Annotated in this window: 15 protein-coding genes and 3 pseudogenes; 4 read left to right on the top strand and 14 right to left on the bottom strand. The window is 43.5% G+C overall.

The window, feature by feature from the left end; genetic code table 11:
- Nucleotides 1-105 precede the first annotated feature (105 nt).
- Both AACT42_RS06060 and AACT42_RS06055 read left to right on the top strand, forming a co-directional pair.
- The gene (locus AACT42_RS06060; protein ID WP_013856751.1) at nt 106-1,683 is read left to right on the top strand and encodes a BCCT family transporter; all 1,578 of its coding nucleotides are present in this window, start codon (nt 106-108) and stop codon (nt 1,681-1,683) included.
- Nucleotides 1,684-1,917: 234 nt separating this feature from the next.
- A complete protein-coding gene (locus tag AACT42_RS06055) occupies nt 1,918-3,801 on the top strand; it encodes a methyl-accepting chemotaxis protein (protein WP_094133828.1) in 1,884 nt (627 codons plus the stop codon).
- 131 nt (nt 3,802-3,932) lie between these two features.
- Here AACT42_RS06055 and AACT42_RS06050 read toward each other — a convergent pair whose 3' ends face one another.
- The 10 genes and pseudogenes from AACT42_RS06050 to AACT42_RS06005 form a co-directional block, all read right to left on the bottom strand.
- Nucleotides 3,933-4,652 carry a 3'-5' exonuclease gene (locus AACT42_RS06050; RefSeq protein ID WP_202599516.1) on the bottom strand — a complete coding sequence of 240 codons (720 nt, stop codon included), beginning with the start codon at nt 4,650-4,652 and terminating at the stop codon, nt 3,933-3,935.
- A 5-nt stretch (nt 4,653-4,657) separates the two neighbouring features.
- Entirely contained in the window at nt 4,658-6,547 is a 1,890-nt protein-coding gene (locus tag AACT42_RS06045) for a putative nucleotidyltransferase substrate binding domain-containing protein (RefSeq protein WP_013856754.1), read from the bottom strand.
- Nucleotides 6,548-6,816: 269 nt separating this feature from the next.
- On the bottom strand, nt 6,817-8,007 hold the full coding sequence (locus tag AACT42_RS06040; protein WP_088717991.1) for an amino acid aminotransferase: 1,191 nt from the start codon (nt 8,005-8,007) through the stop codon (nt 6,817-6,819).
- A gap of 291 nt (nt 8,008-8,298) precedes the next feature.
- Nucleotides 8,299-9,753 (bottom strand): HD domain-containing phosphohydrolase, encoded by a 1,455-nt coding sequence (locus AACT42_RS06035; protein WP_094133826.1) that lies wholly within the window; start codon nt 9,751-9,753, stop codon nt 8,299-8,301.
- A 227-nt stretch (nt 9,754-9,980) separates the two neighbouring features.
- A pseudogene (locus tag AACT42_RS06030) lies at nt 9,981-10,799 on the bottom strand (DDE-type integrase/transposase/recombinase); the annotation flags it as partial.
- A 46-nt stretch (nt 10,800-10,845) separates the two neighbouring features.
- A pseudogene (locus AACT42_RS06025) lies at nt 10,846-11,809 on the bottom strand (IS4 family transposase).
- Nucleotides 11,810-11,962: 153 nt separating this feature from the next.
- Nucleotides 11,963-12,073: pseudogene (locus AACT42_RS06020) on the bottom strand (IS481 family transposase); the annotation flags it as partial.
- Nucleotides 12,074-12,115: 42 nt separating this feature from the next.
- Complete coding sequence (locus tag AACT42_RS06015) at nt 12,116-12,466, bottom strand: DUF2750 domain-containing protein (RefSeq protein ID WP_013856942.1); 351 nt, start codon at nt 12,464-12,466, stop codon at nt 12,116-12,118.
- Between the two features lie 117 nt (nt 12,467-12,583).
- On the bottom strand, nt 12,584-13,219 hold the full coding sequence (locus tag AACT42_RS06010; protein ID WP_017042438.1) for an OmpA family protein: 636 nt from the start codon (nt 13,217-13,219) through the stop codon (nt 12,584-12,586).
- The gene (locus AACT42_RS06005; RefSeq protein ID WP_013856940.1) at nt 13,200-14,510 is read right to left on the bottom strand and encodes a TolC family outer membrane protein; all 1,311 of its coding nucleotides are present in this window, start codon (nt 14,508-14,510) and stop codon (nt 13,200-13,202) included. The genes AACT42_RS06010 and AACT42_RS06005 overlap by 20 nt, the downstream gene beginning before the upstream one ends.
- Nucleotides 14,511-14,942: 432 nt before the next feature.
- Between AACT42_RS06005 and AACT42_RS06000 the strand changes: the two genes are divergently transcribed.
- Nucleotides 14,943-19,373, top strand: a complete 4,431-nt coding sequence (locus AACT42_RS06000; protein ID WP_094183104.1) for a retention module-containing protein — start codon at nt 14,943-14,945, stop codon at nt 19,371-19,373.
- Nucleotides 19,374-19,433: 60 nt separating this feature from the next.
- Here AACT42_RS06000 and AACT42_RS05995 read toward each other — a convergent pair whose 3' ends face one another.
- Complete coding sequence (locus AACT42_RS05995; protein ID WP_088732374.1) at nt 19,434-20,627, bottom strand: class I SAM-dependent methyltransferase; 1,194 nt, start codon at nt 20,625-20,627, stop codon at nt 19,434-19,436.
- A 218-nt stretch (nt 20,628-20,845) separates the two neighbouring features.
- Between AACT42_RS05995 and yccX the strand changes: the two genes are divergently transcribed.
- On the top strand, nt 20,846-21,124 hold the full coding sequence (gene yccX / locus AACT42_RS05990; protein WP_029388310.1) for an acylphosphatase: 279 nt from the start codon (nt 20,846-20,848) through the stop codon (nt 21,122-21,124).
- A 55-nt stretch (nt 21,125-21,179) separates the two neighbouring features.
- Here yccX and AACT42_RS05985 read toward each other — a convergent pair whose 3' ends face one another.
- The 3 genes from AACT42_RS05985 to AACT42_RS05975 form a co-directional block, all read right to left on the bottom strand.
- A complete protein-coding gene (locus tag AACT42_RS05985; protein ID WP_017041982.1) occupies nt 21,180-21,509 on the bottom strand; it encodes a TusE/DsrC/DsvC family sulfur relay protein in 330 nt (109 codons plus the stop codon).
- A gap of 126 nt (nt 21,510-21,635) precedes the next feature.
- On the bottom strand, nt 21,636-22,304 hold the full coding sequence (locus tag AACT42_RS05980) for a Bax inhibitor-1 family protein (RefSeq protein WP_010318447.1): 669 nt from the start codon (nt 22,302-22,304) through the stop codon (nt 21,636-21,638).
- 204 nt (nt 22,305-22,508) lie between these two features.
- Nucleotides 22,509-23,276 (bottom strand): amino acid ABC transporter ATP-binding protein, encoded by a 768-nt coding sequence (locus tag AACT42_RS05975; RefSeq protein ID WP_013856933.1) that lies wholly within the window; start codon nt 23,274-23,276, stop codon nt 22,509-22,511.
- Between the last annotated feature and the right edge of the window lie 9 nt (nt 23,277-23,285).

The following is a 23,285-nucleotide window of genomic DNA, read 5'->3' as shown; positions in this document are numbered from 1 at the left end:
TGCTATGAGTACGAAGTTATTTTTGGTTTTTGTCTTAAAATTGTTTCGTTCTCATGGTTATTAATCTCAACTGAAAAATCATGTCTAGATTTCTAGAGAGGTAAAATGACAAAAGGTATTGATAAGTACAGTATCGACAGTACTGACTACACTGTCGGGCAAGATAACGTGCAAAAGTGGGGGTTTGATGTTCATAACCCAGTGTTTGGCTTTAGCGCCGGATTTATTGCGCTATTTTTAGTCGCCGCTTTAGTCGTTGATCCTGAGGTTGCGAAGAGCGTGCTTGATGGCGTTAAATGGAAAATTATTGGCACTTTTGACTGGCTGTTTATTTGGTCGGGTAATCTTTTTGTGCTGTTTTGCTTAGGCTTGATTGTTTCTCCCTTTGGTAAAATACGTTTAGGTGGCCAAGAGGCGACAGCAGACTACTCTTTTATTTCTTGGCTCTCTATGCTGTTTGCCGCAGGGATGGGTATTGGTCTCATGTTCTGGAGTGTCGCTGAACCTGTGGCGTATTTTACCGGTTGGTATGAGACACCCTTAGGTGTTGCAGCCAACACACCCGAAGCGGCTAAACTAGCATTAGGTGCAACCATGTACCATTGGGGTTTACACCCTTGGGCGATTTACGGTGTGGTAGCGCTCTCCCTTGCGTTTTTTACTTACAACAAAGGGCTTCCGCTTTCTATTCGCTCTATTTTTTACCCGTTGCTTGGTGATCGCGCTTGGGGCTGGGCAGGGCATATCATTGATATTCTGGCTGTATTAGCAACATTGTTTGGCTTAGCAACGTCATTAGGGCTGGGGGCTCAACAAGCGGCTAGTGGTATTCACCATGTGTTTGGCATTGATGCCGGAATGGGCTTACAAATTGTCGTGATTACCGTCGTTACTTTATTAGCGGTGGTCTCCGTGGTGCGTGGTATTGATGGTGGTGTTAAAGTCATCAGTAACATCAATATGATCGTTGCATTCTTGCTGCTGATTTTGGTTGCACTGATTGGCTATACCGTAACCTTTTCATCCATTCCAACCACATTAATGGCGTATATTGAAAATATCATCCCACTCAGTAACCCGCACGGTCGAACTGATGAGGCTTGGTTCCAAGGTTGGACAGTGTTCTATTGGGCTTGGTGGATTTCATGGTCACCATTTGTTGGAATGTTCATTGCTCGAGTATCAAAAGGCCGTACTATCCGCGAGTTCCTCACCGCCGTATTATTAGTACCTACTGCTGTTACCTTGATTTGGATGTCTGTATTTGGTGGTTTGGCGATTGATCAAGTCATCAACAATGTTGGCCAATTAGGCGCGAATGGTTTGACCGAAGTGCCACTGGCGATGTTCCAAATGTTTGATGCGCTGCCTTATGGCACCTTACTTTCAGTGATTGCGGTTGTGTTAGTGTTGGTGTTTTTTATCACCTCATCAGATTCAGGGTCACTGGTCATTGATAGTATTACTGCTGGAGGTAAAGTGGATGCCCCTGTCCTACAGCGTATTTTCTGGGCGTTGATGGAAGGCGCTATCGCCGTAGCCTTGTTATGGATTGGTGGCACCAATGCTATTGAAGCGTTGCAGGCTGCGGCAATATCAACGGCGCTGCCATTTACCATCGTCTTACTATTGATGTGTGTGAGCCTACTGTTAGGTATGCGAACCGAATTATCTAAGCACTAATTCAGATATACCCAAGGCTGCTTTAAGTGGGAAGGGTATGGACGTTCAATCATCAAGGCGACTTTTAGTCGCCTTGATGCTGTTTTTTTGACAGTCGTCATGACAACATTAATTAATAACTTTAGTAAAAGCAAAAGGTTATATTGTGTCAAAAATAGATACATAATTAGTGCAACTTATGCGAAATCTGGTTAATATTCGCCACCTTTTCCGCTTCATACATTTTGTAACCCAATGAAATTGACCCTAAAGCAAAAGCTAATCGGTGCCAGTCTTTCTGCCGTCGTCGTTATGGCGAGCGCGTTGACTTGGCTAGCCGCTGATCAACTCTTTGAACAAACTCGAAATGGCGTATATTCGCGGGCAGAAAGCTTGTCAGCTGCCGCTGCGAAAGGCATTTCGGACTGGATTGTGGTCCGTAAAGAGATCTCAACCGCTTTTAATGACTACACCGCTCAAGATGATGTCGTCCCTTTCTTACAGCAAGCTCGCAAAGCGGGTGGCTTTGATGATATTTTCTTTGGTACACCGCAAGGTGAGATGTATCGTTCACACCCTGAGCGTAACCGTGCTGACTATGATCCTCGCCAACGTCCTTGGTATAAAGATGCCGTTTCAGCGAATAAACAAATTATCACCACCGCTTATAAAGACGCGATCACCAATGCACTGTTGGTGACAATTGCAGATCCTGTGCGTCGCAATGGGCAATTTGTCGGCGTCGTTGGTGCCGATGTGTTAATCGATCAGTTGATCCAAGATGTCATCAGTTTAGATGCGGGCAAAAATGCCTACGCGATGTTGATTGATGCGCAAGATGGAACCTTTTTAGCGCATCCAGATAAAAATTTCTTATTAAAACCAGTGTCGTCATTGTCGAAGACGTTGACGATGAACATGATAGAGCAAGCAGTGGCTTCAGGTACCGTTGAAGACGCGTCATTACAAGGTGTTGATAAGCTATTTTACTTCGCCAAAGTGCCGCAAACCGATTGGATCTTTGCTATCCAAATGGATCGTGCAACGGAAGAAGCAGCGCATACATCCTTGCTCATTGACCTAATTGTGACTGCACTTGTGATTACTATCGCTGTGATTGTGATCGTCTCTTGGTTAGTGAGCTTTTTGTTTAGAGATCTTAGCCGAGTATCCAAAGCCTTAGAGGAAATTGCTTCCGGAGACGGTGATTTAACTCAACGTCTTGAACCAAGAAGTGATGATGAAGTTGGGCAATTAGCACAAAACTTTAATACCTTTGTCGGTAATATGCACACCATGGTTTCTAAACTCAGCTTTGTTTCTGCTGCGTTGTCTGAACAGTCAAAACAGACGGCCGCTCAAGCCAAAGAGCGTAGTGCGCGTATCCGTTTACAACAAGATGAAATTAATATGGTGGCTACGGCCATCAATGAAATGGCCGCAGCTACACAAGAGATTGCCGGTAACGCGGATCATACCGCTCAAAACTCTGGCGAAGCGGTAACGGCTTGCGTACATGGTTCGAATCAAGTTTCACAAACACAAGGTTCGATTCAAAACCTGGCCAAAGAAGTTCAAGTGGCCACTGATGTTATCCTTGAGCTGGAAGCACACGGCAAACACATCAATACGATTCTGGCGACCATTCAAAACATAGCAGAGCAAACTAACCTGCTAGCATTGAATGCGGCGATTGAAGCTGCACGTGCTGGTGAGCAAGGTCGTGGCTTTGCCGTGGTTGCCGATGAAGTTCGTGTGCTTAGCCAACGTACACATGCTTCGACAAAAGAAATTCAGCAGATGATCGAAACGTTGCAATCAACGACGGGTAAAGCGGTTGGCATTATGGGTGATAGCCGTATGCTTGCTGGAACCAGTGTAGATGATGCGAACGCCGCTGCAGCAAGTTTGATGCAAATTCATAATTCAGTTGAGCGCATCAGTGACATGGCGACGCAAATTGCCTCGGCCGCTGAAGAGCAAGCTTCTGTGACGTCGGAAATTACTCGCAACACGGAAGGGATCCGCGATGTGTCTAACGATCTTGCACAAGAAGCGCATGAAGCAGCCGCACAAGCATCACAACTTTCTGAGCTTTCGCATCAGTTAGAAAATGAAATTCGTCGCTTTAAGCTGTAAGTTCTAAGCGTAAAAGCAGCAAGGCGAGATGTGATTAAAAAAGAGGAACCTAACATGGGTTCCTCTTTTTTTGCTCGTGTCGATCACGGTACTAAACCTTGAAAGAATCCCTTGAAAGGATAATCAAAAAGTTATAGCCACAACGTTCGGACACTTTGCTGCCGATCAAAATGATGAGCGATTTGTGCTTGGAATAATTCCGCGGTGGCAATAGCATCAACTAAAGCGTGGTGTGGAGTGTACGCTGGTAGCCCATAACGCGCTCGCGCTTGCCCTAAACGCACTGATTGTGGTTTTTGCCCTTTTAACTGGTTCCATAAACCTCCATGTAACCGTTGTTGAATTTGCGTTTCCAATTGCAAAGTATCGATCACCGGGAACTCAATGCCTTCACCCAATCGCACTTTTAATGCTTGATTGAGAAAGCTACGTTCAATATGACGGTAATGAACCACAACAATTTTTCCAGATAAGGCCTTCAGTATCGACTCCTGCACTTCTGCCAAATCTGGCGCATCTAAAATATCGTTGTGTGTGATGCCATGGATAACCACCGAATCCTCTTTTAACGCTTGGCGTGGCCGAACTATCCAATGTTTAGAGCGGTTGAGATAGATACGGTTTAAGGTAAAAGGCACCAAGCCAATGGTGATAATGTCATCATGCTGCGCACTTAACCCGGTTGTTTCCAAATCTAAAGCGACAAACTCTATTTCATCGATTGGCGTGCAACCCTTAGCAATCGGCCTTGAATAAAAATCTTTGAGTAACGGATGGTTAACCAACGACTGCTTATTGGCATATTTTGCTACCCAATCGATGCTCGGTTTTTGAAACCATTGTTTAATCATCACTCTCACTTAAAGTTATTGCTGGCTTGATAACGGAATTTCAAGAAATTTTGCGCATTGCTTAGGATTTGAAACGCATCTTTTAAGTTACGTCTTTCAAAATCAGATAGGTTTTCTGGCTCGATATTGTTATCTGGCTCTATTTCTTGTTCAACGTCAGCCGCTTGGTGGCGAATGCGTACCATCGCGATAAACTCCATTGCATCACGCAGATCTTGCGCCCGTCCTTTGGGTAGAATTCCGGCTTCAATGATGTCATCCAAACGTTCAAACGAGTTGGTAGAACGTGAACCGACAGCCAATGCATGCACACGGATTAAATCCGCTAACGGTGCAGTGCCGCGACGTTTTAAATTGATGGTGTTATTGTGTCGTCCATCTTTTTCCATCACAAAGTCTTTGAAAAACCCCAATGGTGGCGTGCGGTTCAGCGCATTTCGTGCAAGGCATGCAAGAAATCGATTATTTTTGCGTGCTCGACGGACAATAAACCCATTCAGTTGTTCTGCCCATTTGGTCCTGCCACACACCCCGTATAAGTCAAAAAAGATGGATGCATTCAATAGCGCCTTAGGGTTAGGGTTATCTATCCAATCGGCAAAGCAGGCTTCCCATTCTTTACGAGTCATACGCCACATCGGGTTGCTGGCCATAATGTCCCCCGTACAGTAGCTGTAACCGCATTGATCTAAGCTGTCGCAGACAAATTTGGCGAACGCTTCGAAATAAGCACCATGCTGTGTTTCTTCATAGCTATCATCCAAAATTAAAGCGTTATCTTGGTCCGTGACAATTAACTGTTCGTCACGGCCCATAGAACCCAAGGCTAAAAAGCAGTATGGAATAGGCGGCGAGCCTAGTAATTCTTCAGCAAGTTCAATGATTCTTTGTTTAAAGCTACGGCCAATCACTGACATCGCCGTGCCGATCATATGTGAGTTTGCATCTTCATTGACTAAACGAACAAAACTGTCTTTGACTTGGTGCGACAGTGTGGCTAACTCTTCAACGCTTTGTTGCTGGAAGATGCGACTGACGAGCAGCAATGAGTTTTGTGATTCGTAGCGAACAATGTCGGTCGCTTCAATGATACCGATCGGCTTTTTTTCTTTGAGTATAGGAAGATGATGAACATTGTACCGAAGCATTTTTAGCATGGCCTCATAGACATAAGCATTATGATCTAATGAGATAACCTCCGTTGTCATCACTTCCGTGACGAGGTGATTAGGATCGATGCCAACGGCTAATACACGCGTGCAGAGATCTCGGTCAGTCAGGATGCCGATTACTGGGCTGTTATCGTCGTCACTCTCTTGCAAAATATCAGGGTCAATCACCAGCAGTGAAGAGATACTCTCTTCCGCCATCTTGATCGCCGCATGTTGAATGGTTTCTGTTTTGTAAACGAAAGGGGCTTCTCGGCTGAGTAAGGTTCGCACTTTCGAGGTGGTGAGATCATTCTGCTCTGTTTTACTCAGTACGGCTTGGCGAAGGCGTGCGTTATCTTGCACTTCAACGAAATCAGCAAAGGAATCATAGTTGTCATATAAATCCTGAAACCTTGCCTCTGGAATACAATAAACCAGCGTATCTTCAATCGCTGTGACCGGAAAACGAACACGGTTATTGGTCAATAGCCCCATTTGACCAAATAAACCGCCTTCGGTTAGGCGGTTGTATAATTCGCCTTTGCGACGGTATACCTCGACGACGCCGCTGCGGATCAAATATAAGTCTTGGATATGATCACCAAAATGAATGATGGGTGTACCTTGTCGAAAATAGGAGATTTCTACGCTCTGCGTCACTTCGATCAGTGTTTCTTCAGGTAGTTCATTGAACGGTGGATACTGAGCAAGGAAGTTCTTGATTTCAATTAATTCTGCTTCCATGGAGGCTTCCTTGTGTTTCGGAATTCATATTGTGGGATTCTGACGTCGTGAGCCAGCTAAACGATGTAACTTGTCAAAGGGATCCGGTTACATCGGTGGCATTGGACATAGGATTCAGAGAGTTATAGTACATGAAAAGAACGTGCTTTGCAGGCAAGAGGGGAAAGTGTACGCGCTTTGAGGTGAATCAAGTGTCATTTCAGTGAATTGAAGATAAAAAAATAGCCGACAAGTGGCGGCTATTGTTGTCTATTTCTTATCATTATCGATTATAGAACCGCTGCAATACCTTTGCACAGTGGGCCCATATTCGATTTCGTCATGCCTGCCACACTGATACGGCCGGAACCGACGATGTAAATTGCCAATTCATCTTTCAGACGAGCAACTTGTTCCTTGTTCAAACCAGAAAAAGAGAACATGCCATTTTGACGTTCAATAAAGCTAAAATCAGCCTTCACACCTTCTGCTTTTAGGGTGGTAACAAACAGCTCACGCATCTCTTGAATACGTTCACGCATTTCCGTCACTTCGTTTTCCCATTCTGCGCGTAGTTCGGCGTTGTTGAGGATATAAGTAACGACCGCAGCACCGTGCGCTGGTGGATTTGAATAAATGGAACGAATGATCGCTTTGATTTGTGAGAAAGCTGTTTCAGCGACATCTGTTGAGCCAGCAACGATGGTAAACGCACCCACGCGCTCATTGTACAAACCGAAGTTTTTAGAGAATGAGCTCGCTACTAAGATCTCTTTATTGTATTTCGCAAAAGTACGTAGGCCCTGTGCGTCTTCTTCAACACCTTTCGCAAAACCTTGATAAGCAAAGTCAAACAGAGGAAGAAGCCCTTTATCAGCGACTAATTTTGCTAACGTTTCCCACTCTTTATCGGTTGGATCAATGCCAGTTGGGTTGTGGCAGCACCCGTGTAGAAGAACAATATCACCCGCTTGAGCTTGCTCAAGATCGGTAAGCATCGCTGCGAAATCTTTATCTTTCGTTTCGGCATTGTAGTACGAATACTGCGTGGTTTCTAAACCAGCCGCATTAAAAACACCGTGATGGTTTGCCCATGTTGGGTTGCTGATCCACACTTTCACGTCGCCGATTTGACGCTTAATAAATTCACCAGCTACACGCAGTGCACCAGTACCACCCGGCGCTTGCGCCGTTTTTGCGAGCTTTTGCGTCACAATCTCAGATTCATCGCCAAACAGGAGTTTTTGTACCGCGAGCCCATATTCAGCAGTACCTTCAATGGTGAGATAAGATTTGGTTTTTTCAGACTCAAGCAACGCCGCTTCCGCTTTCTTTACTGTCGCAAGAACAGGTGTTTCACCTGCTTCATTTTTGTAGATACCAACACCGAGGTTAATTTTTTCAGTGCGAGGATCTTTTTTAAACTCTTCGGTTAAACCAAGAATAGGGTCAGCCGGAGCTGCGACAACTTTTTCAAACATAATCATCATCCATGTAAAGTGTTAGAAGGGATTTTAGAAACATAAAATTAAGGTATTTATACCTTTATGAAATATCCGTTACAACACACAAAACAGAAAAACTGAAAATAATTTGTGTTGGCTAAGAATCATGAACAAAAAGGCGATTTTTTTAAAAAAACTCTATCATCCACCGTTTTCAGGCGGGGAGATTAAATAGGTTTTACTTTGAGAAGTAGTCAGCTCAACGGCAAAATTCATCATCAAATACGATATTTTGCCATTGAGCGGAGGAGCTACTGTAATAAGAGATTAATGTTTATCCTGATGGCGAGCGGCAATGGCGACAAATTGTTGTTCAACGCTCAAAAAAGCCTCTACGACTTGTGGGTCAAAATGTGTCGCTTCGCCCTGTAGGATGATGGCTTTTGCTTCATCATGAGAAAACGCGGGTTTGTAAACGCGCTTTGAGATGAGCGCATCATATACATCAGCCAGTGCCATTAAACGGCCTGAGAGTGGAATCTCTTCCCCTTTGAGTTGTTTTGGATAGCCCGAACCATCCCATTTTTCATGGTGAGTGAGGGCGATTTCTTTTGCGATTGCTAAAAAGGAACTTGTGCCAAGGTGCTGCTCGGCAATCGACAGCGCTTGTGCGCCGATCTCAGGGTGCCCCTTCATAATAGTGAACTCATCATCGGTGAGCTTGCCGGGTTTCAGTAGGACGGCATCAGGGATACCGACTTTGCCAACGTCGTGTAATGGGGCTGATTTGTAGAGTAAATCAATATAAGTGGGCGTTAATAAAGGCTGATATTTCGGTTTTTGGCTTAGATATTGCGCGAGTACTTTGACATATTCTTGAGTACGTAAAATATGAGCGCCAGTTTCATTATCGCGAGATTCAGCTAAAGCAGCTAGGCTAACGATGGCGACATCACGCGTGGTTTTTACTTCATCCTGTGAGTTTTGTAGGCTATCCAACATTTGATTGGTCAACCAAGCCACAGAACCTAACTCGTTATTTTCAAAAATCGGTAAGCGTTGCGCTATATCACCTTGAGTTACTTGGCATAGCGAATGCTCTTGAGCGTGCAATATTTGCTTCATCAGCTTTCCCCACTGCCAGAGGATAGCGATTACATAACCGCCCAAAACCAAAGAAACATAAATAAACTCTTTAATAATACTTATCTTGCCATGTCCATTGATTAAACTGGCAGGATTATGTTCAAGCCAAAAAAGATCTTTCACCGCGACCATGGTGAGTGTGGCTGTCAGAGTGATGATCATCAGCATCATTAACCCGATCATCTGCTTAACAATCGAATGCCTTTCACCTTGGAGTTGTTGACGATTCAATTGTACTGTGTGCTGGCGATATTGAGCTCGTTTAGCGATGAGTTGTAATAAGCTTCCGGTAAAGAAACCAAACAGTGTTAAACCAAACAGGACTTTTACGTTGCTATCGATGGTGAATTGATAGCGCTGATTGTAGTAAAGGGATAGTGGAATGCTGACAAGAAAAAACAAAACACTATCGAGCTTCGCATACTGTTCTGTTTTTGCCCACTGGTGGTGAATAAAGAGATATCGACGCATTACCCATGCACAAAATACACTAATCGTCACATGGGCTGTGATTTCTAATGCGCTTAAACTGGACAACATTGGACAGATTCGTCCGCCATAGGTGGCAAATAGCAGCGCAGCTAAGAGGTAGAGCATTGCGGTGAGTTGGCTGTTGTTTCGCTTGGTATTATTCATGAATTTGATTTCATTACAGTATGTGATGCTTAAGTTTAGGTGATTAAATTCGTTCAATGTTGTGTTTTCGTGATTAACCGATGTGCGGAGGATCAGAAAAGCGATGGATTCTAGTGATGTATTTCTAGGAAAGATAGCTAAATAAAATAAAGCCAATGTGATCCGATCAGTGTGTCATGTTATGAGTACAGAGGAGAGGGCTCAATGACGTTACTCAGTTGTGTGATTCATAGAGATGGTTTCAATTTTCTTAGCTGGAGATCGAGCTTGCAATTCTGCTCTTGAAACCTCTCTTTTCTGATCTGGTAGTGCTGAGATACCCCTTCAGACAGAGGTGTTTGATCAGAGGTCTCAGTAATCCTGTCTATCGGTGTTAGACCCTTTAACGAGCAGTGAGGCCGTTCCCAGTTGTAGTAGTGTTGCCATTCAGCTAGTAGCAGATCCAGCTCTTCCAGCCTCACAGAAACATCTATAGTTGGATAGAACTCACTTTTATCTGTTTTCTGTGAGCGTTCAACTTTGCTATTCAAATGAGGCGAACCTGGCTTGTTGGGGCGAAACTTGATTCCATAAGTCATAAGTTGTTTCTGGACTTTCTCTGCAAAGAATTCACGCCCTCTGTCCGTCTGAATGCTCTGGATAGGAAATGGCATCTCCTCTACTACGCATTCAATAAAGTCGACTGTATTTGCTGCTGTGCGCCGAGAGTAGCACCTCAGAACTCGATAGCGAGAGCAGTCATCGATAGCTGTGTACTGGTAGAGTCCAGGTGCTATTTTACAGGTGTCCATCTGGACTCTATCACCAGGGATTGGGCGCTCGTATCTTTGGAAATCTTTTTGGCGTCGGTAAGTTACGATGGGTTTGACTGATGCTTCGGACAAAACTTTATGGAGTGTCGTTGTGCTTAGGTGTACTTGGTGAAGTCGGATTAACTCTGTTTGTAAACGCCTCGCCCCTAAATTGCGTTTCTCACGCATCTCAAGGATCAATACTCTTAGTTCATCAGTGATCTTGGCATCTGGAGAAGAATGAGAGCGTTTGCTCTAATACCGTTCACTTAAAGTGAGCGGTATTGTATTTTCTAGGGTATCAGCTTGGCTTTTTCTTCACGACTCTAGGGAAGGCTCTTTCTCGCCTTGGCTCAAGTATTAAGCTCCCACTCATTGCATAGAAGTTTTGGAGTTGCCTAGGTATGGCTCCCGGTGACGAGTAGGGAAGTCCCACTATTAGGTAGGCGCATGATGTGGGTTAAGGCTCCATTGAAGCTATTACGCGCTTGCGGATTACTCTTCAGTTTTATCAGCTTATCTTGTCGGCCAAAAGACTGAACGACTTCATAAATCAGCCCTTTTTTCATCGGGATAAGCCAATGGCGATTGATGCCGTGCGAACGCCATGCTTGAAGTAAACCTAGGGAGTAAAAGCCTTTGTCGAAGAGCGTTAAGCTGTTATCGGGGGTCGTTTCGATAAGCTGCTCTGCCAGCTTCATTTCATTGACGGTATAACAGTCAAAAGCACTGCCTGTGATTAAATGACTGCTCAGCTCCATCTGACAGACCATGCGCACCTGTGGGTACTGTGTTTCTTTACCATCCCGATTAGTGGGCTTAGCAAACGCTTCAGCATTGTCTTTCGAGTCTTCTGTTCGCCATAAAACCCCATCAACACCCAGTAACGTAAGTCCGTTCCAGTTTGGTAAGTTAGCCTGTTTGAACCAATGACTTTGCGTACACTCAAAGAGCGCTTTAGCCGCTGATTCACCAAGATTTTTTCTTCGCTGTGTTAATGCACTTGGAGCAACAAATGGCTTACCTGTGCGGTCAACAATATCGAGCATGTTTACAATGTCAGCCATGGATTTATCGTTATAGATAGCCATGCCAACCAGTAACCATGCCATCTACTCTAAAGTGAGCTTTCGTTTTCTTAGAGTAACGGTATCAGTAAGCTCATAAGCACTATTGATGAGCTCAATGGGCAAGAGGTCTGCGAGTGTTTCAACTTGATTGGGTTTATAACTGTTGATGATATCGAGGGCTTGAGAAACGTGCATAAAAAAATCCGATAAACAGGGTCTATCGGATTTTTACATAAAGGTAGGATCATTCAACTGATCTGCCGATTAAAGTCTTAACTGATCGGCATTAGGGCGTTTGCTCTGGCTTTCCAGACCTGTGATTCCACGCTGCTTATACCGCTTCATCTATTTACGTAATGTCGGTCTAGAAATACCACAGCGTCGACATACGAGACCTGCATCACCACATCCCTCATACATTTTTAGCCACTGTAATCTTTGTTGGATTTCTCTGTCCATAGACATCCAGTATAGTTGAAAGGATGTCTATGAATCATACAACTAAAGGTACATTTTGGCCAAATCTGCAGGTTCTACTTCTTTACCCTCTAAGCTTGCATTCCAGTTGGTGCCAATTAATACACCATCTTCGTCAAGGGTAATCAACCAATCTTCTACGAAAATATCGAGAGGGATTTCTAACACTTCGAAGTCAGACCACTCTTCAACGTTGTGAGTTTGTGCATCTTCTTTGGTTGACCAAAAGGGCATAACTTCACTACTTTCAAATTCTGTCGAGTCGCATGCCAGCCAACCATCTTCATTTTTTAAGCCCCATACTAGTTGGGTCTCTTTTGTTTGTTCAATAAACAATTCTAAGTTTGCTTGAAGGTCAGCAGTTAATTTGCTCATTATCTTTATCTCATAAGGTGATGACGCGCAAGGATAGCATTTTGTGCTAGTAAACTCATTACAATTTTAGACAGAAAAAAGGGGCGAAAACGCCCCAATCCTCGATAAATATCGATTTCAACGCTCGCGTTTGGTGAAAATGGTCCACTCTTCTTTCACCGAACCTTTGTGGCCGACGACAGTAGCGACAACTTTTCTATTCATCGCATGGCTAATATCATCATCACCATTTTCTGTCAGTTCAGTATCACCAAAACCAACAATACGGACACGAGTATGGCTAATGCCGTAACTCACAAGCGCCTTCTCGACATTATAAGCTCGGTTTTTCGATAACTCTAAGTTATAACCTGGATTCCCAACCTTACTGGCATAACCTTGTAATTCAATCGAAGCTGAAGGGTATTGCTTGAGAAAATTGGCCATTGACCGTATTTGACTTAGAAACACAGGGTTGACTATTGCTGAATCATTCGCAAACAGAATTCTAAGCTGGAGTTGCTCTTCGGTTTTAATGAAAGTGCCACAACCATCATTATCGATCTCTGACTTCAATGGTGTTTCGGGGCACAAATCTCTGGCATTAATCACGCCGTCAAAATCATCGTCACGTAAATCGTCTATTTGATCAGCGAGTGGCATATCAATGTATGGATAATCATCTCTAGCAGATGAAGCCGTCGAGGTGATAAAGAGTAAGCTCGCTATCATTGGCCATAAGTATTTCAACATGTTAGTACTCCACCGCATCATGCCACTCTTTGGGTGTATCCACTCTCAACGAACTCAACAATGACCCAGTTGCATTCATAACACGGTATTTTGCATACTGTTCATCGTATTTGGCATCGAGATAACCTTTTCTTGCTTCGAAAAGCTCATTTTCAGTATTCAACACATCCAATAGTGTTCGCTTGCCGAGCTTATATTGTTTTTCATAAGCAATAACCGTATCTGAAGCAGAATCAACATGATCGGCTAAAAATTCTTTTTGTTGTAATGTCAAATCAAGAGCGCTCCAAGATAAACGCAACCCCTCTTCAACACTACGATAAGTCCGATCTCTTAAATCTTTCGCTTTGTTCATTTGGTAGGCTGCACTGTCGGTGCGCGCAGAATCTGAACCACCATTGTACAGGTTGTAACGCATCCTAATCATGGCCGAGAATTCATCGCTGCTACCTTCTATCCCACCGGCATCATCACGCCATGTTTGTGCAGCTTCGAAAGATAATGTTGGGTAATTTGTTCCCTGAGTTTGTTTATATTGAAACTTTGCAGAATCAACATCGGCTTGCGCTACTTTGATGACCGGGTGATCTTGGTAGGCCTTTTCTAAAGCGTCATCAACGGTAAAAGGCAAAGCAGAATGGTCTGCTCTAGGGAAAATTAAATCTTGAGGAGGTTGACCTACCAACCGTTTAAACTGGGTATGTATATCAAACAGATTATTCTGTGCAGCTAAAAGATTGCCATGGGCTTTAGCTAAACGAGCTTCAACCTGAGAAAGATCAGCGGTTGAACCAATGCCTGATTCCACACGCTTTTGTATATCACGATATATTTTCTTATGTACTGAGAGGTTGCTTTCAGAAAGTGTCAGTATTTCAAACGCTTTCGTTGCATCGAGATACACCTTAGTGACCTCTAATGCGATATCTTGAGCGTCAGCTAAGAGTTGGAAACGAACCGATTCGGCATCAGCCGAAGTACGATCAATATCGTTTAAAGTCGAAGAACCATCCCAAATCAGTTGGGTTAAGGTAATGGTGGCTTCTTTACGGGTAAGTTCATTTTCAGTACCAGAGGCTAAATCAACCGCTTCGTAGCCAATACCAGCATCGAGATCGATCCTTGGAAGGTAAGCACCAGAAGAGGCTTCGCTATTATAGCGCTTACTCACATATTCGTTATATGCACTTTTAATATTTGGATTGGTTGCAAGCGTTATTGACACCGCTTGCTCAAGAGTCTGGCTATATACAGAGATCGGGAAGCTGAGTGCGATGGCGTAGCTCAACGTTTTCATATTCATCCAATTCACTTGGGCACTCCTCTAGGGACTTCTACTTCTTTTAAGCCGCAATAGTACGGCATTAGCTGTTGCATTATCGAGACGCTTGATGGAAAAACGCAACAAAATAACATTAAATTCTTATCAGTAAACAGTAACATATTCATTACATTCGTGATTTTAGCAAAGAATCATACACTAAATCATCAATTAACATTTATTAAACATTGTTGATTGTTTTTATAATAAAGTACATCTTTAGTGTGATATTGATTCAAACTATAAATGTGTGACTTAAGTCTCCACCTACGTCACATAAGAAGGTGTAAAAATGGTTTTTCCTTTGTATTACAGGTGTTAAATGCTAATTTATTACCATTAGAAATGACAAATTACGTAGCAAAGATGTAGGAATGTAAACAGTCGCATCGTTGTGAATTCGGAAGTTATTAGAGGCATTATATGGAACTTGGTTCTTTTTCTTTAGGTACAACATTAACTTTCGGTCAGATGATCGTTGTGGATGCAAATGGCAATGTACGGGTGCTTCAGCCAGGAGAAAAAACCTTGCCTGGTGAAATAATCATCAGTGCCAGTAACGCTACCCAAGACGATGTAGGCAATAATAATGATGTACAAATGTCAAGAGTTAACGCCGATGGTCGCAACGTAGACATAACCAATGACATCAATGAAATTTTCGCAGCATTAGAGCAAGGCCAAGACCCAACACAGCTAGGCGAAGATCTTGCAACTGCAGCGGGTGAATCGAACGGTTCAAGCCCGACGGGTTCAGTCAGCATCGCTCGCGACGCTTCGGAAACCATAGCCGCAACAGAATTCTCCACGTCAGCACTCACCGCGCTAGGCCTCTCTGAAACACAAAGTTTAACGCTATTAGAAGGCTATTCTCAAAGTGTTTTAGGGTCAATTGTGACGGTCGGCTCTGTAGATGACGCGAAGAACGACGTCCTCAATACCGATGAAGACACCGCGGGCAGCATCAACGTGCTGGATAATGACACCTTCGGTGACAACGCGAGTGTGACTGGCGTGACTCAAGGTGCGAACGGCACCGTGACCTTCAATGCTGATGGCACCGTGACCTACACACCAAATGAGGACTACCACGGCAGCGACAGCTTCACTTACACAGTGACGACGGCGGCGGGCAATGTTGAAACGGCGACCGTGAATGTGACGGTCGGTGCGGTGGCGGACGGACCAATACTTGACATAATAAATCCTAGTACTCTCTCCGAGGAAGGCTTATCTGGTGGACTTCAAGATAATATTGGATCCTCAGATACAAGCGACGCAGTTAAGGCATCTGGCACCATCACAATTGATGATGTAGATAGCGATTCCGTAGAGATCACTCTTTCGGGCCCGGAGGGCATCACGTCGGGAGGTATGGAAGTCGTTTGGGAATGGGATGCTCAAAATCACAAGCTGATAGGCTCTACATCTGGGAGTGATTCTAAATCCGTTATTGAAATCGAGCTTACTGCTCCTAATGCAAGTGGCAAGGGCGAGTGGAACTATACGGTCACTTTACTCAGCCCTGTCGACCATCCAGATGGCTCCCAAGAAGATACACTGAGTTTAGATCTCGGCGTATTTGTTTCAGATGGGCAAGCCACAACGGAAAGCAAACTATCTATCATCATTGAAGACGATGCACCTAGTGACCATGCGATGGATCCAGTTTCTGTCACAGCAACTGACATCCCTGATGTGTTAACTGGCCAGTTTGATCTAACGAGTTACCGTGGTAATAGGGCCACGATTGACGGTGGTCAATTTACTATTACTGCAAAAGGATTCTCTTCAGCTTTATCATCCACGTTAGTTGGTGCAAATATTAATGGTGACAATGAAGGTATCGGCGTTAGTAGTAAGGATTCTCCGTACCATAACCTTGCTAATGAAGTTGATTTTCGTAAGTTTTCAGATGGCAGTTCAGCATCCGAAGAGTTGGTTATTAAACTCGATCCTAACACGGTAGCTTATGGTGCGAAAATTGAGTTCAGCAAAATGTTTGGCGGTGAGGGCGAAAGCGGGATTGTTGAGTTTTGGCGAGATGGAAAGCTGATTGCAACTCAAAGTTTTACCTCTGATGAAAACCGTGGAGATTACGCTAAAGACTTTTCTGTGCAGCAGGGTGGCTTTGATACGATGGTTATCAAAGCTACTGATAATGGTAACTCGTTCAATCATAAAGATAATAGTGACTTTACCGTTAAAAATATCGAGTTTCTTGGTTCGGATGCGCCGCAGCCAATTGCTTATGGTTCTGGTGTCGTTGAACCGCAATGGGGGGCCGATGGTCGAGGGGCACTGCAATTAGTTGGCCTGGATGAATCTGCGACACTCAAAACGGTTACTGGCTCTGACATTACTGTTGGATTAGTAGGAGCAAATACTCTTACTGGTAAAGATGCAGAAGGGCATTTAGTCTTCAAACTCGAGTTTACACCGACAACGGGAAAATGGGAGTTTTACCAGTATCAAAATATACAATCGCCGTTAGGTGATGGAGATATTGATTTCCAAGTGAAAGTTACTGATGCCGATGGTGACAGTGCTGTGCTTGGTTTTGCGGTCAAGCCTGTGTCTCCACCGGTTATTGGTGAATTGACGCTCAATGTTTCTGAAGAAGGATTACAAGGCGGGATTGCGGATGACGCATCTATCACTGGTTCACAAGACACGACTAACCAGACCTCAGCGGAAGGGCAGCTTAATATTGCGAACACCTCTGAGCTTTCTATGGGGATCCCGGTTGGTACTTACACTTCTAATGGTGTAGCTATTACCTGGAACTTATCTTCGGATAAACAGAGACTGATTGGAACGGTTGCTGACAATAAAGTGGTCGAAATTACCGTAGATAACCAAGGCAAGGTGACTAGTCAGTTGCATGCTGTATTCGACCACACGAATAATGGTGGAGAAGATGACCTTGTGATTGATATTCCCATTGAAGCACAAAATTCAAGTGGTATTTCGAGCACAAGTACAATCACCATTGTTATCGAAGATGATGCCCCTATCGCTAATGCGGATGTTGCTTCAATCAATGTATTAGCCGATTCATTTAATTTTAACGGTGTTTCGGCTAAGTGGAGCAATATCGCAGGTGGTTCAAATATTACAATTTATGATTCGCGCGATGCTGACCCTGATTTAGACCAAGTACGCTGGGGAACGAGTGCAGGGTATGGGCAATCAGGGTATGGTTTTATTGATAACGATAGTGGACTGGCTGGAAATATAGCTCTCAATGAGCTAGTCCAACTAGGAACCTTTACTCACTATAATTACCCTATCTATGACTCGATTACGGGGGCAACACTAGATGTAACGTTTTCAGTAACCGATGCTTATGGTCGAGTAACGCCTGTGACGATTACGGTGAATTTTGCCCATAACGAAACACCAAATAATCAGTCTGATCCAAGGGATATCATTACTATTGAAAGTCAATCTGTGACTTTTGAATTTGAAGGTAAGATGTATACAGTTGAAGTCTTAGGTTTTGTTGATAAAAACGGTAATGTTATCAACTCGATAAAGACAGACGAAAATGCATCCAACCAGTTTGACTTGGTGGCAAAGATTGTTGAAGGAAGTGGTTACCATTTGCCAAGTGCTTTAGGTAATGTAATGCATAACGATTTGCACGGTGCCGATGGATCATTGACTGTCATAGGGTGTGTGAATGGAGAAACATCAAGCAGTATTAATACCGGTGTTGGCACTAAGGTTATTGGTTTGTATGGCGAGCTGATTCTGATGGCTGATGGTAGCTATACTTATCAAGTGACTGAGGATGCCTCTAAGATCCCCCTCAACGCACAGGAAGTTTTTAGTTATACTGTGAGAGATAATGATGGTGATGCTGCCAATAGTACTTTAACGATTTCGGTCAACGCTGTAGATAAAAATGGTGTACCCGTAGGTTTACCATTGACGGTTGAAGGCAATGATTTAAATGACATGATAGTTATTAGAAATGGTGAAAACTCACGGCACCCAGATAGATTCGATGTTGCTTTCGGGGGTAATCTTTTGGGTACGGTACGTGATATTCATGGCAATGAAAACCATATTTACGCGGGGAAAGGTTACAATAATGGCTCTCAAAACCAAACTGTTAGCAGCGGGTCGGGGAACGACCATATTGAGACTGGCTCTGGAAATGACGTCATTTATGCAGGAATGACGGGATCTCATGGTTACGGTAGTGATGATGATTTGGAGCTTTCAGCGTCTGATATTGCCAATCATCACGTAATGACAGGCAATCTTTCTGGCGCTGATTCAATGTTAGATAGTGATGGATTGTTATTATCAAACGATGTAGCAAGCCGTAATGCTGATGTTGTCAATGGCGGTAGTGGTAATGATCGAATATTTGGTCAATCTGGCTCTGATATCCTTTTTGGTCATACCGGTGATGATTATATTGATGGTGGTTCTCATAACGATGGTTTGAGAGGCGGTGAAGGTAACGACATCCTCATTGGCGGCCTTGGTAACGATATTTTAACGGGTGATAGTGGCGCAGACATATTCAAATGGGTTGAGATGGAAACCGCGACTGACCGCGTCACGGACTTCCATCGTTCGGAAGGGGATTCGTTAGATTTCTCTGATTTGTTTGAAGACATGTCCAAAGACGAGATCACAGTATTACTTGATGGGCTGAGTAGTGCAGATCATCAAGGTGTTGTGGACGATGTATCTATTCGTGTTACAGGAAATGAACATGAATCGCACCTAACGATTGTTAAGTCGGGTCAAACATTGACCGTGGACTTTGATGGTGCGTCAGCTGCGGATATCACCAGTAGCTTGATGGATAACCTAAACCATTTAAAGGACTAAAATAACGAAAACCGGAGCTTGATAAGAGCTCCGGTTTTTCTTGCTGTCTATAAATACGGCTTACAAGACCTTACAAGCGAACCCTTTTAGATAAAACCCTTCAGGGTAGGCTGAATCTGTTAAGTGGTCAGCGGCTTGCTCGAACCTTTCAACAAATTTAACGCTGCGACCTGCATCAAGCGCCGCATCCGCAATGATTTTTTGGAAGAGATCTGTGCCCATAAGGCCAGAGCATGAATAAGTGAGTAAAGTGCCACCGGGTTTTAAAATTTGCATTGCCAACATATTGATGTCTTTATAACCATTTGCACCAGAGGTCAGGTTATTTTTACTCGATACGAACTTAGGTGGATCCATGATCACAACATCAAACAGCGTTCCTTGATCACGGTATTCTCGCAATAATTTGAAAACATCGGCATTCAAAAATACAGCGCGTTTTTTGGAGATATCGAATTGATTGATCTCTGCATTGTATTTGGCGGTATCTAATGCAGGTTGTGAGACGTCGGCATTAATTACACGTTTGGCACCGCCTTTAAGAGCGTACAAACCGAAGCCTCCGGTATAACAAAAGCAGTTAAGGACATCTTTATCCTTTACATATTTTATCGATTTCTGGCGGCTGTCACGTTGGTCTAGGTAAAAGCCTGTTTTGTGTCCACCAACAATATCGACGCTAATTTTTACGCCATTTTCTTCGATAATGACTGATTTTGGCGGCTCATCGCCATGCAGCACGCCCATGCGCTCTTCCAAACCTTCTTTTTTACGAACGGCAACATCTGAACGTTCGTAAACATGGCACTCTGGGAAAACGATTGTCAGCGCTTTAACAATATTCGTTTTATGGTATTCAGCCCCTGCACTAAGCAGTTGGCATACTAGATAATCTTGATACTTATCGATAGTAATACCTGGCAACCCATCTGATTCTGCTGCAATCAGCCTAAAGCCTGTAAGACCATCTCGTTCAATAATCTCCTGGCGAACTAACAGTGCATCTTCGAGCCGTGTCACAAAAAAATCGACATTGATCTCCTGCTTCTCAAAGCTCCAAACGCGAGCTCGAATTTGAGAAGTAGGGGAATAGGCTGCTTTTGCTAACCACTGATTATCATGAGTATAAACGTCGACGGTCTCTCCAAGGCTAGGCTCACCTTCTACCTTGCTGATCCCTCGGGAAAAGACCCATGGATGTTTACGGCGCAAAGATTTTTCACGGCCTTTGACTAGATAGATTGCAGCTGTCATACATTACTCGATGAATATTCAAAATGGGGGCGTATTTTCATAGAAAAGGTAATGGAAAGCAAACAAAGAGCGAGCGTCATACGTAAATAAAGGAAATTGTTTGGGGAGAGTGTCTATGGGATGTACATCAAATTAACCCATTGCCATTTCTTTCATTATGGTGAAGACGCATTTTAGTAGATAAATGATTGAGTATTTAAACATAGAGAGGGATCCAAATGGCTCAACAGTGCGACAAGTTTATCGTGACAGGTAGGGTCCAAGGGGTTGGTTTTCGTTATCACACCGCTCATCAAGGACTAAAGCTAGGCTTAACAGGCTATGCTAAAAATTTACATAACGGCGAGGTTGAAGTCATCGCCATTGGGAATAGTGAAAATTTGGAGCAGTTTTATCAGTGGCTTCAACAAGGCCCCAAAACGGCGAAAGTAATGTCTGTGTCGCGTGAATCACTTCTTTCTTATACTGAAAAATATAGCGGATTCGAAATACTTTAAAAGTAGCAACGCTTTGTACTTTGTATGGTTAAGTTGCTTGGGGCTTAGTTTCGCACTACAAGCATTTGGCAGGTTTTGGTAACCCAGCAAGTTTAGTTGCTTGTTTGGCCGGGCCTTTTTTAAAGAGTTTGAATAGATATTTGCTATTGCCTTTTTCCGGACCATGCGCTTTTTCCATCGCTTTGACTAACATACGCACTGCGGGTGAAGTATTAAACTCTTCATAAAAGTGGCGCACGAACAAAATGACTTCTAGATGAGCGTCGGTTAACTCGATATCTTCCTGACTGGCCAGTGTCTGGATCATTCCTTCTTCCCATTGGGTATGGTCTAGGAGGTAACCCTGAGAATCAGTTTCGACGGTTTTACCATTGTATTCAAACATCTTTATTACTCGATTAAAAATCCGCGTTTAGGGTAGCGTAGTGAATGTGTGATCTCAACTGTTTAGAAAGCAAAAAGCCCGCAAGCTGTGGCTTGCGGGCTCGTTTGGACAAAATATCGACGTGAATTAGTCGTCGTTCATAATGCCTAGAATAGCCAATAAGCTTGTGAACAAGTTCAGAATATTTAGATACATTGAGATGGTAGCACTAATGTAGTTTGTCTCTTCACCTCGTACGATGCGGCTTGTGTCAAATAGGATAAAACCAGAAAACACGAGCGCCGCGATGCTGCTGATCGCAAGTTGGCCAACGGTAGAACCAACAAAAATATTAATAATCGCCGCAACGATGACAATAATTAGGCCTGCCATTAAAAAACTTCTCATGAACGAAAAGTCTTTTTTAGTCGTAATGGTATAAGCGGATAAGCCCATAAAAACAAGGCCAGTAAGACCGAGTGCCTGAGCAATAATGCTAGAGCCATTCGGGATTGCCGCATAGTGATTAAGCATTGGGCCCAGAGCACCGCCCATTAATGTGGTGAACACAAATGTCCACACTATACCAGAAGAAGAATTAATGGCTTTAGGCATCACGAAGAATAGAATACCGATTGCTCCCAACTGCATAGCGAGTGCCATGAATGGTGAAATCTGCATTGCCATTGTTGCCATCGCAGCAATAGCACTGGTGATAAGAGTCATTGAAAGCAAGAAGTAAGTATTCTTCAACACTTTATTAGTTTGTAGTGTGCTCTCTAAGCTAGCTGAGCGAGTAAACATAGGGCTGTTCATAATCTTCCTCGTAAGGGTTTATGTTTGTTTGTACATTTATGGGGCTGAATGAGCTAAAAAGCAAGCCCTGTATCGTATTTGTTTTGTGTAAATTTTAATAAAAATAGTCACTTAGATGTTAAAGAATGTGTAACACCATGTGTCTATGCTCATACACAAAGAGAGAGGTGATGTTCACCTCTCTCTTTGTTGGTCGTTAATCCATTAATGATGGAGAATTTGAGAGAGAAAATTGCGCGTTCTATCGGATTGAGGATTTTCAAAAAATTCAACAGGGTTATTTTCTTCAATGATCTCACCAGCATCCATGAAAATAACGCGATCGGCCACTTCTTTAGCAAAGCCCATCTCATGGGTAACACAAAGCATCGTCATGCCTTCTCCTGCAAGTTCAACCATAACATCTAATACTTCTCGTACCATTTCCGGGTCAAGTGCAGATGTTGGCTCATCAAATAACATAATCTGTGGGTTCATGCACAATGAGCGTGCAATCGCAACTCGTTGCTGCTGACCGCCAGAAAGTTGACCGGGATATTTGTCTGCTTGATCAGGAATCTTTACGCGTTCCAAGTACTTCATCGCAACCGCTTCAGCTTCTCCTTTAGGCATCTTTTTTACCCAAATTGGAGCGAGTGTACAGTTTTCTAACACGGTTAAATGTGGAAAAAGATTGAAATGTTGGAAGCACATACCGACCTCGCGTCGCACAGCTTCGATATTTTTAAGATCTTCCGTCAGTTCGTTGCCCGCGACGACGATTTGTCCTTTTTGGTGCTCTTCCAAGCGGTTAATACAGCGAATCATGGTCGATTTCCCTGAGCCTGAAGGGCCACAAATAACGATCTTTTCGCCTTTTTTAACGGTAAGATTGATGTTCTTTAGTACATGAAATTCACCGTACCATTTATTCATATCATTAATCTGAATCATGATTTCTTCAGAAGGTGCGAGGTTGCGTTGCTGCGTCATAATACGTCC

Source organism: Vibrio sp. V15_P4S5T153 (assembly GCF_963874485.1).
GTDB classification, from domain to species: domain Bacteria; phylum Pseudomonadota; class Gammaproteobacteria; order Enterobacterales; family Vibrionaceae; genus Vibrio; species Vibrio anguillarum.
Note: the sequence above shows the minus strand (reverse complement) of the source record. Positions and strands in the feature narration are given on the sequence as shown.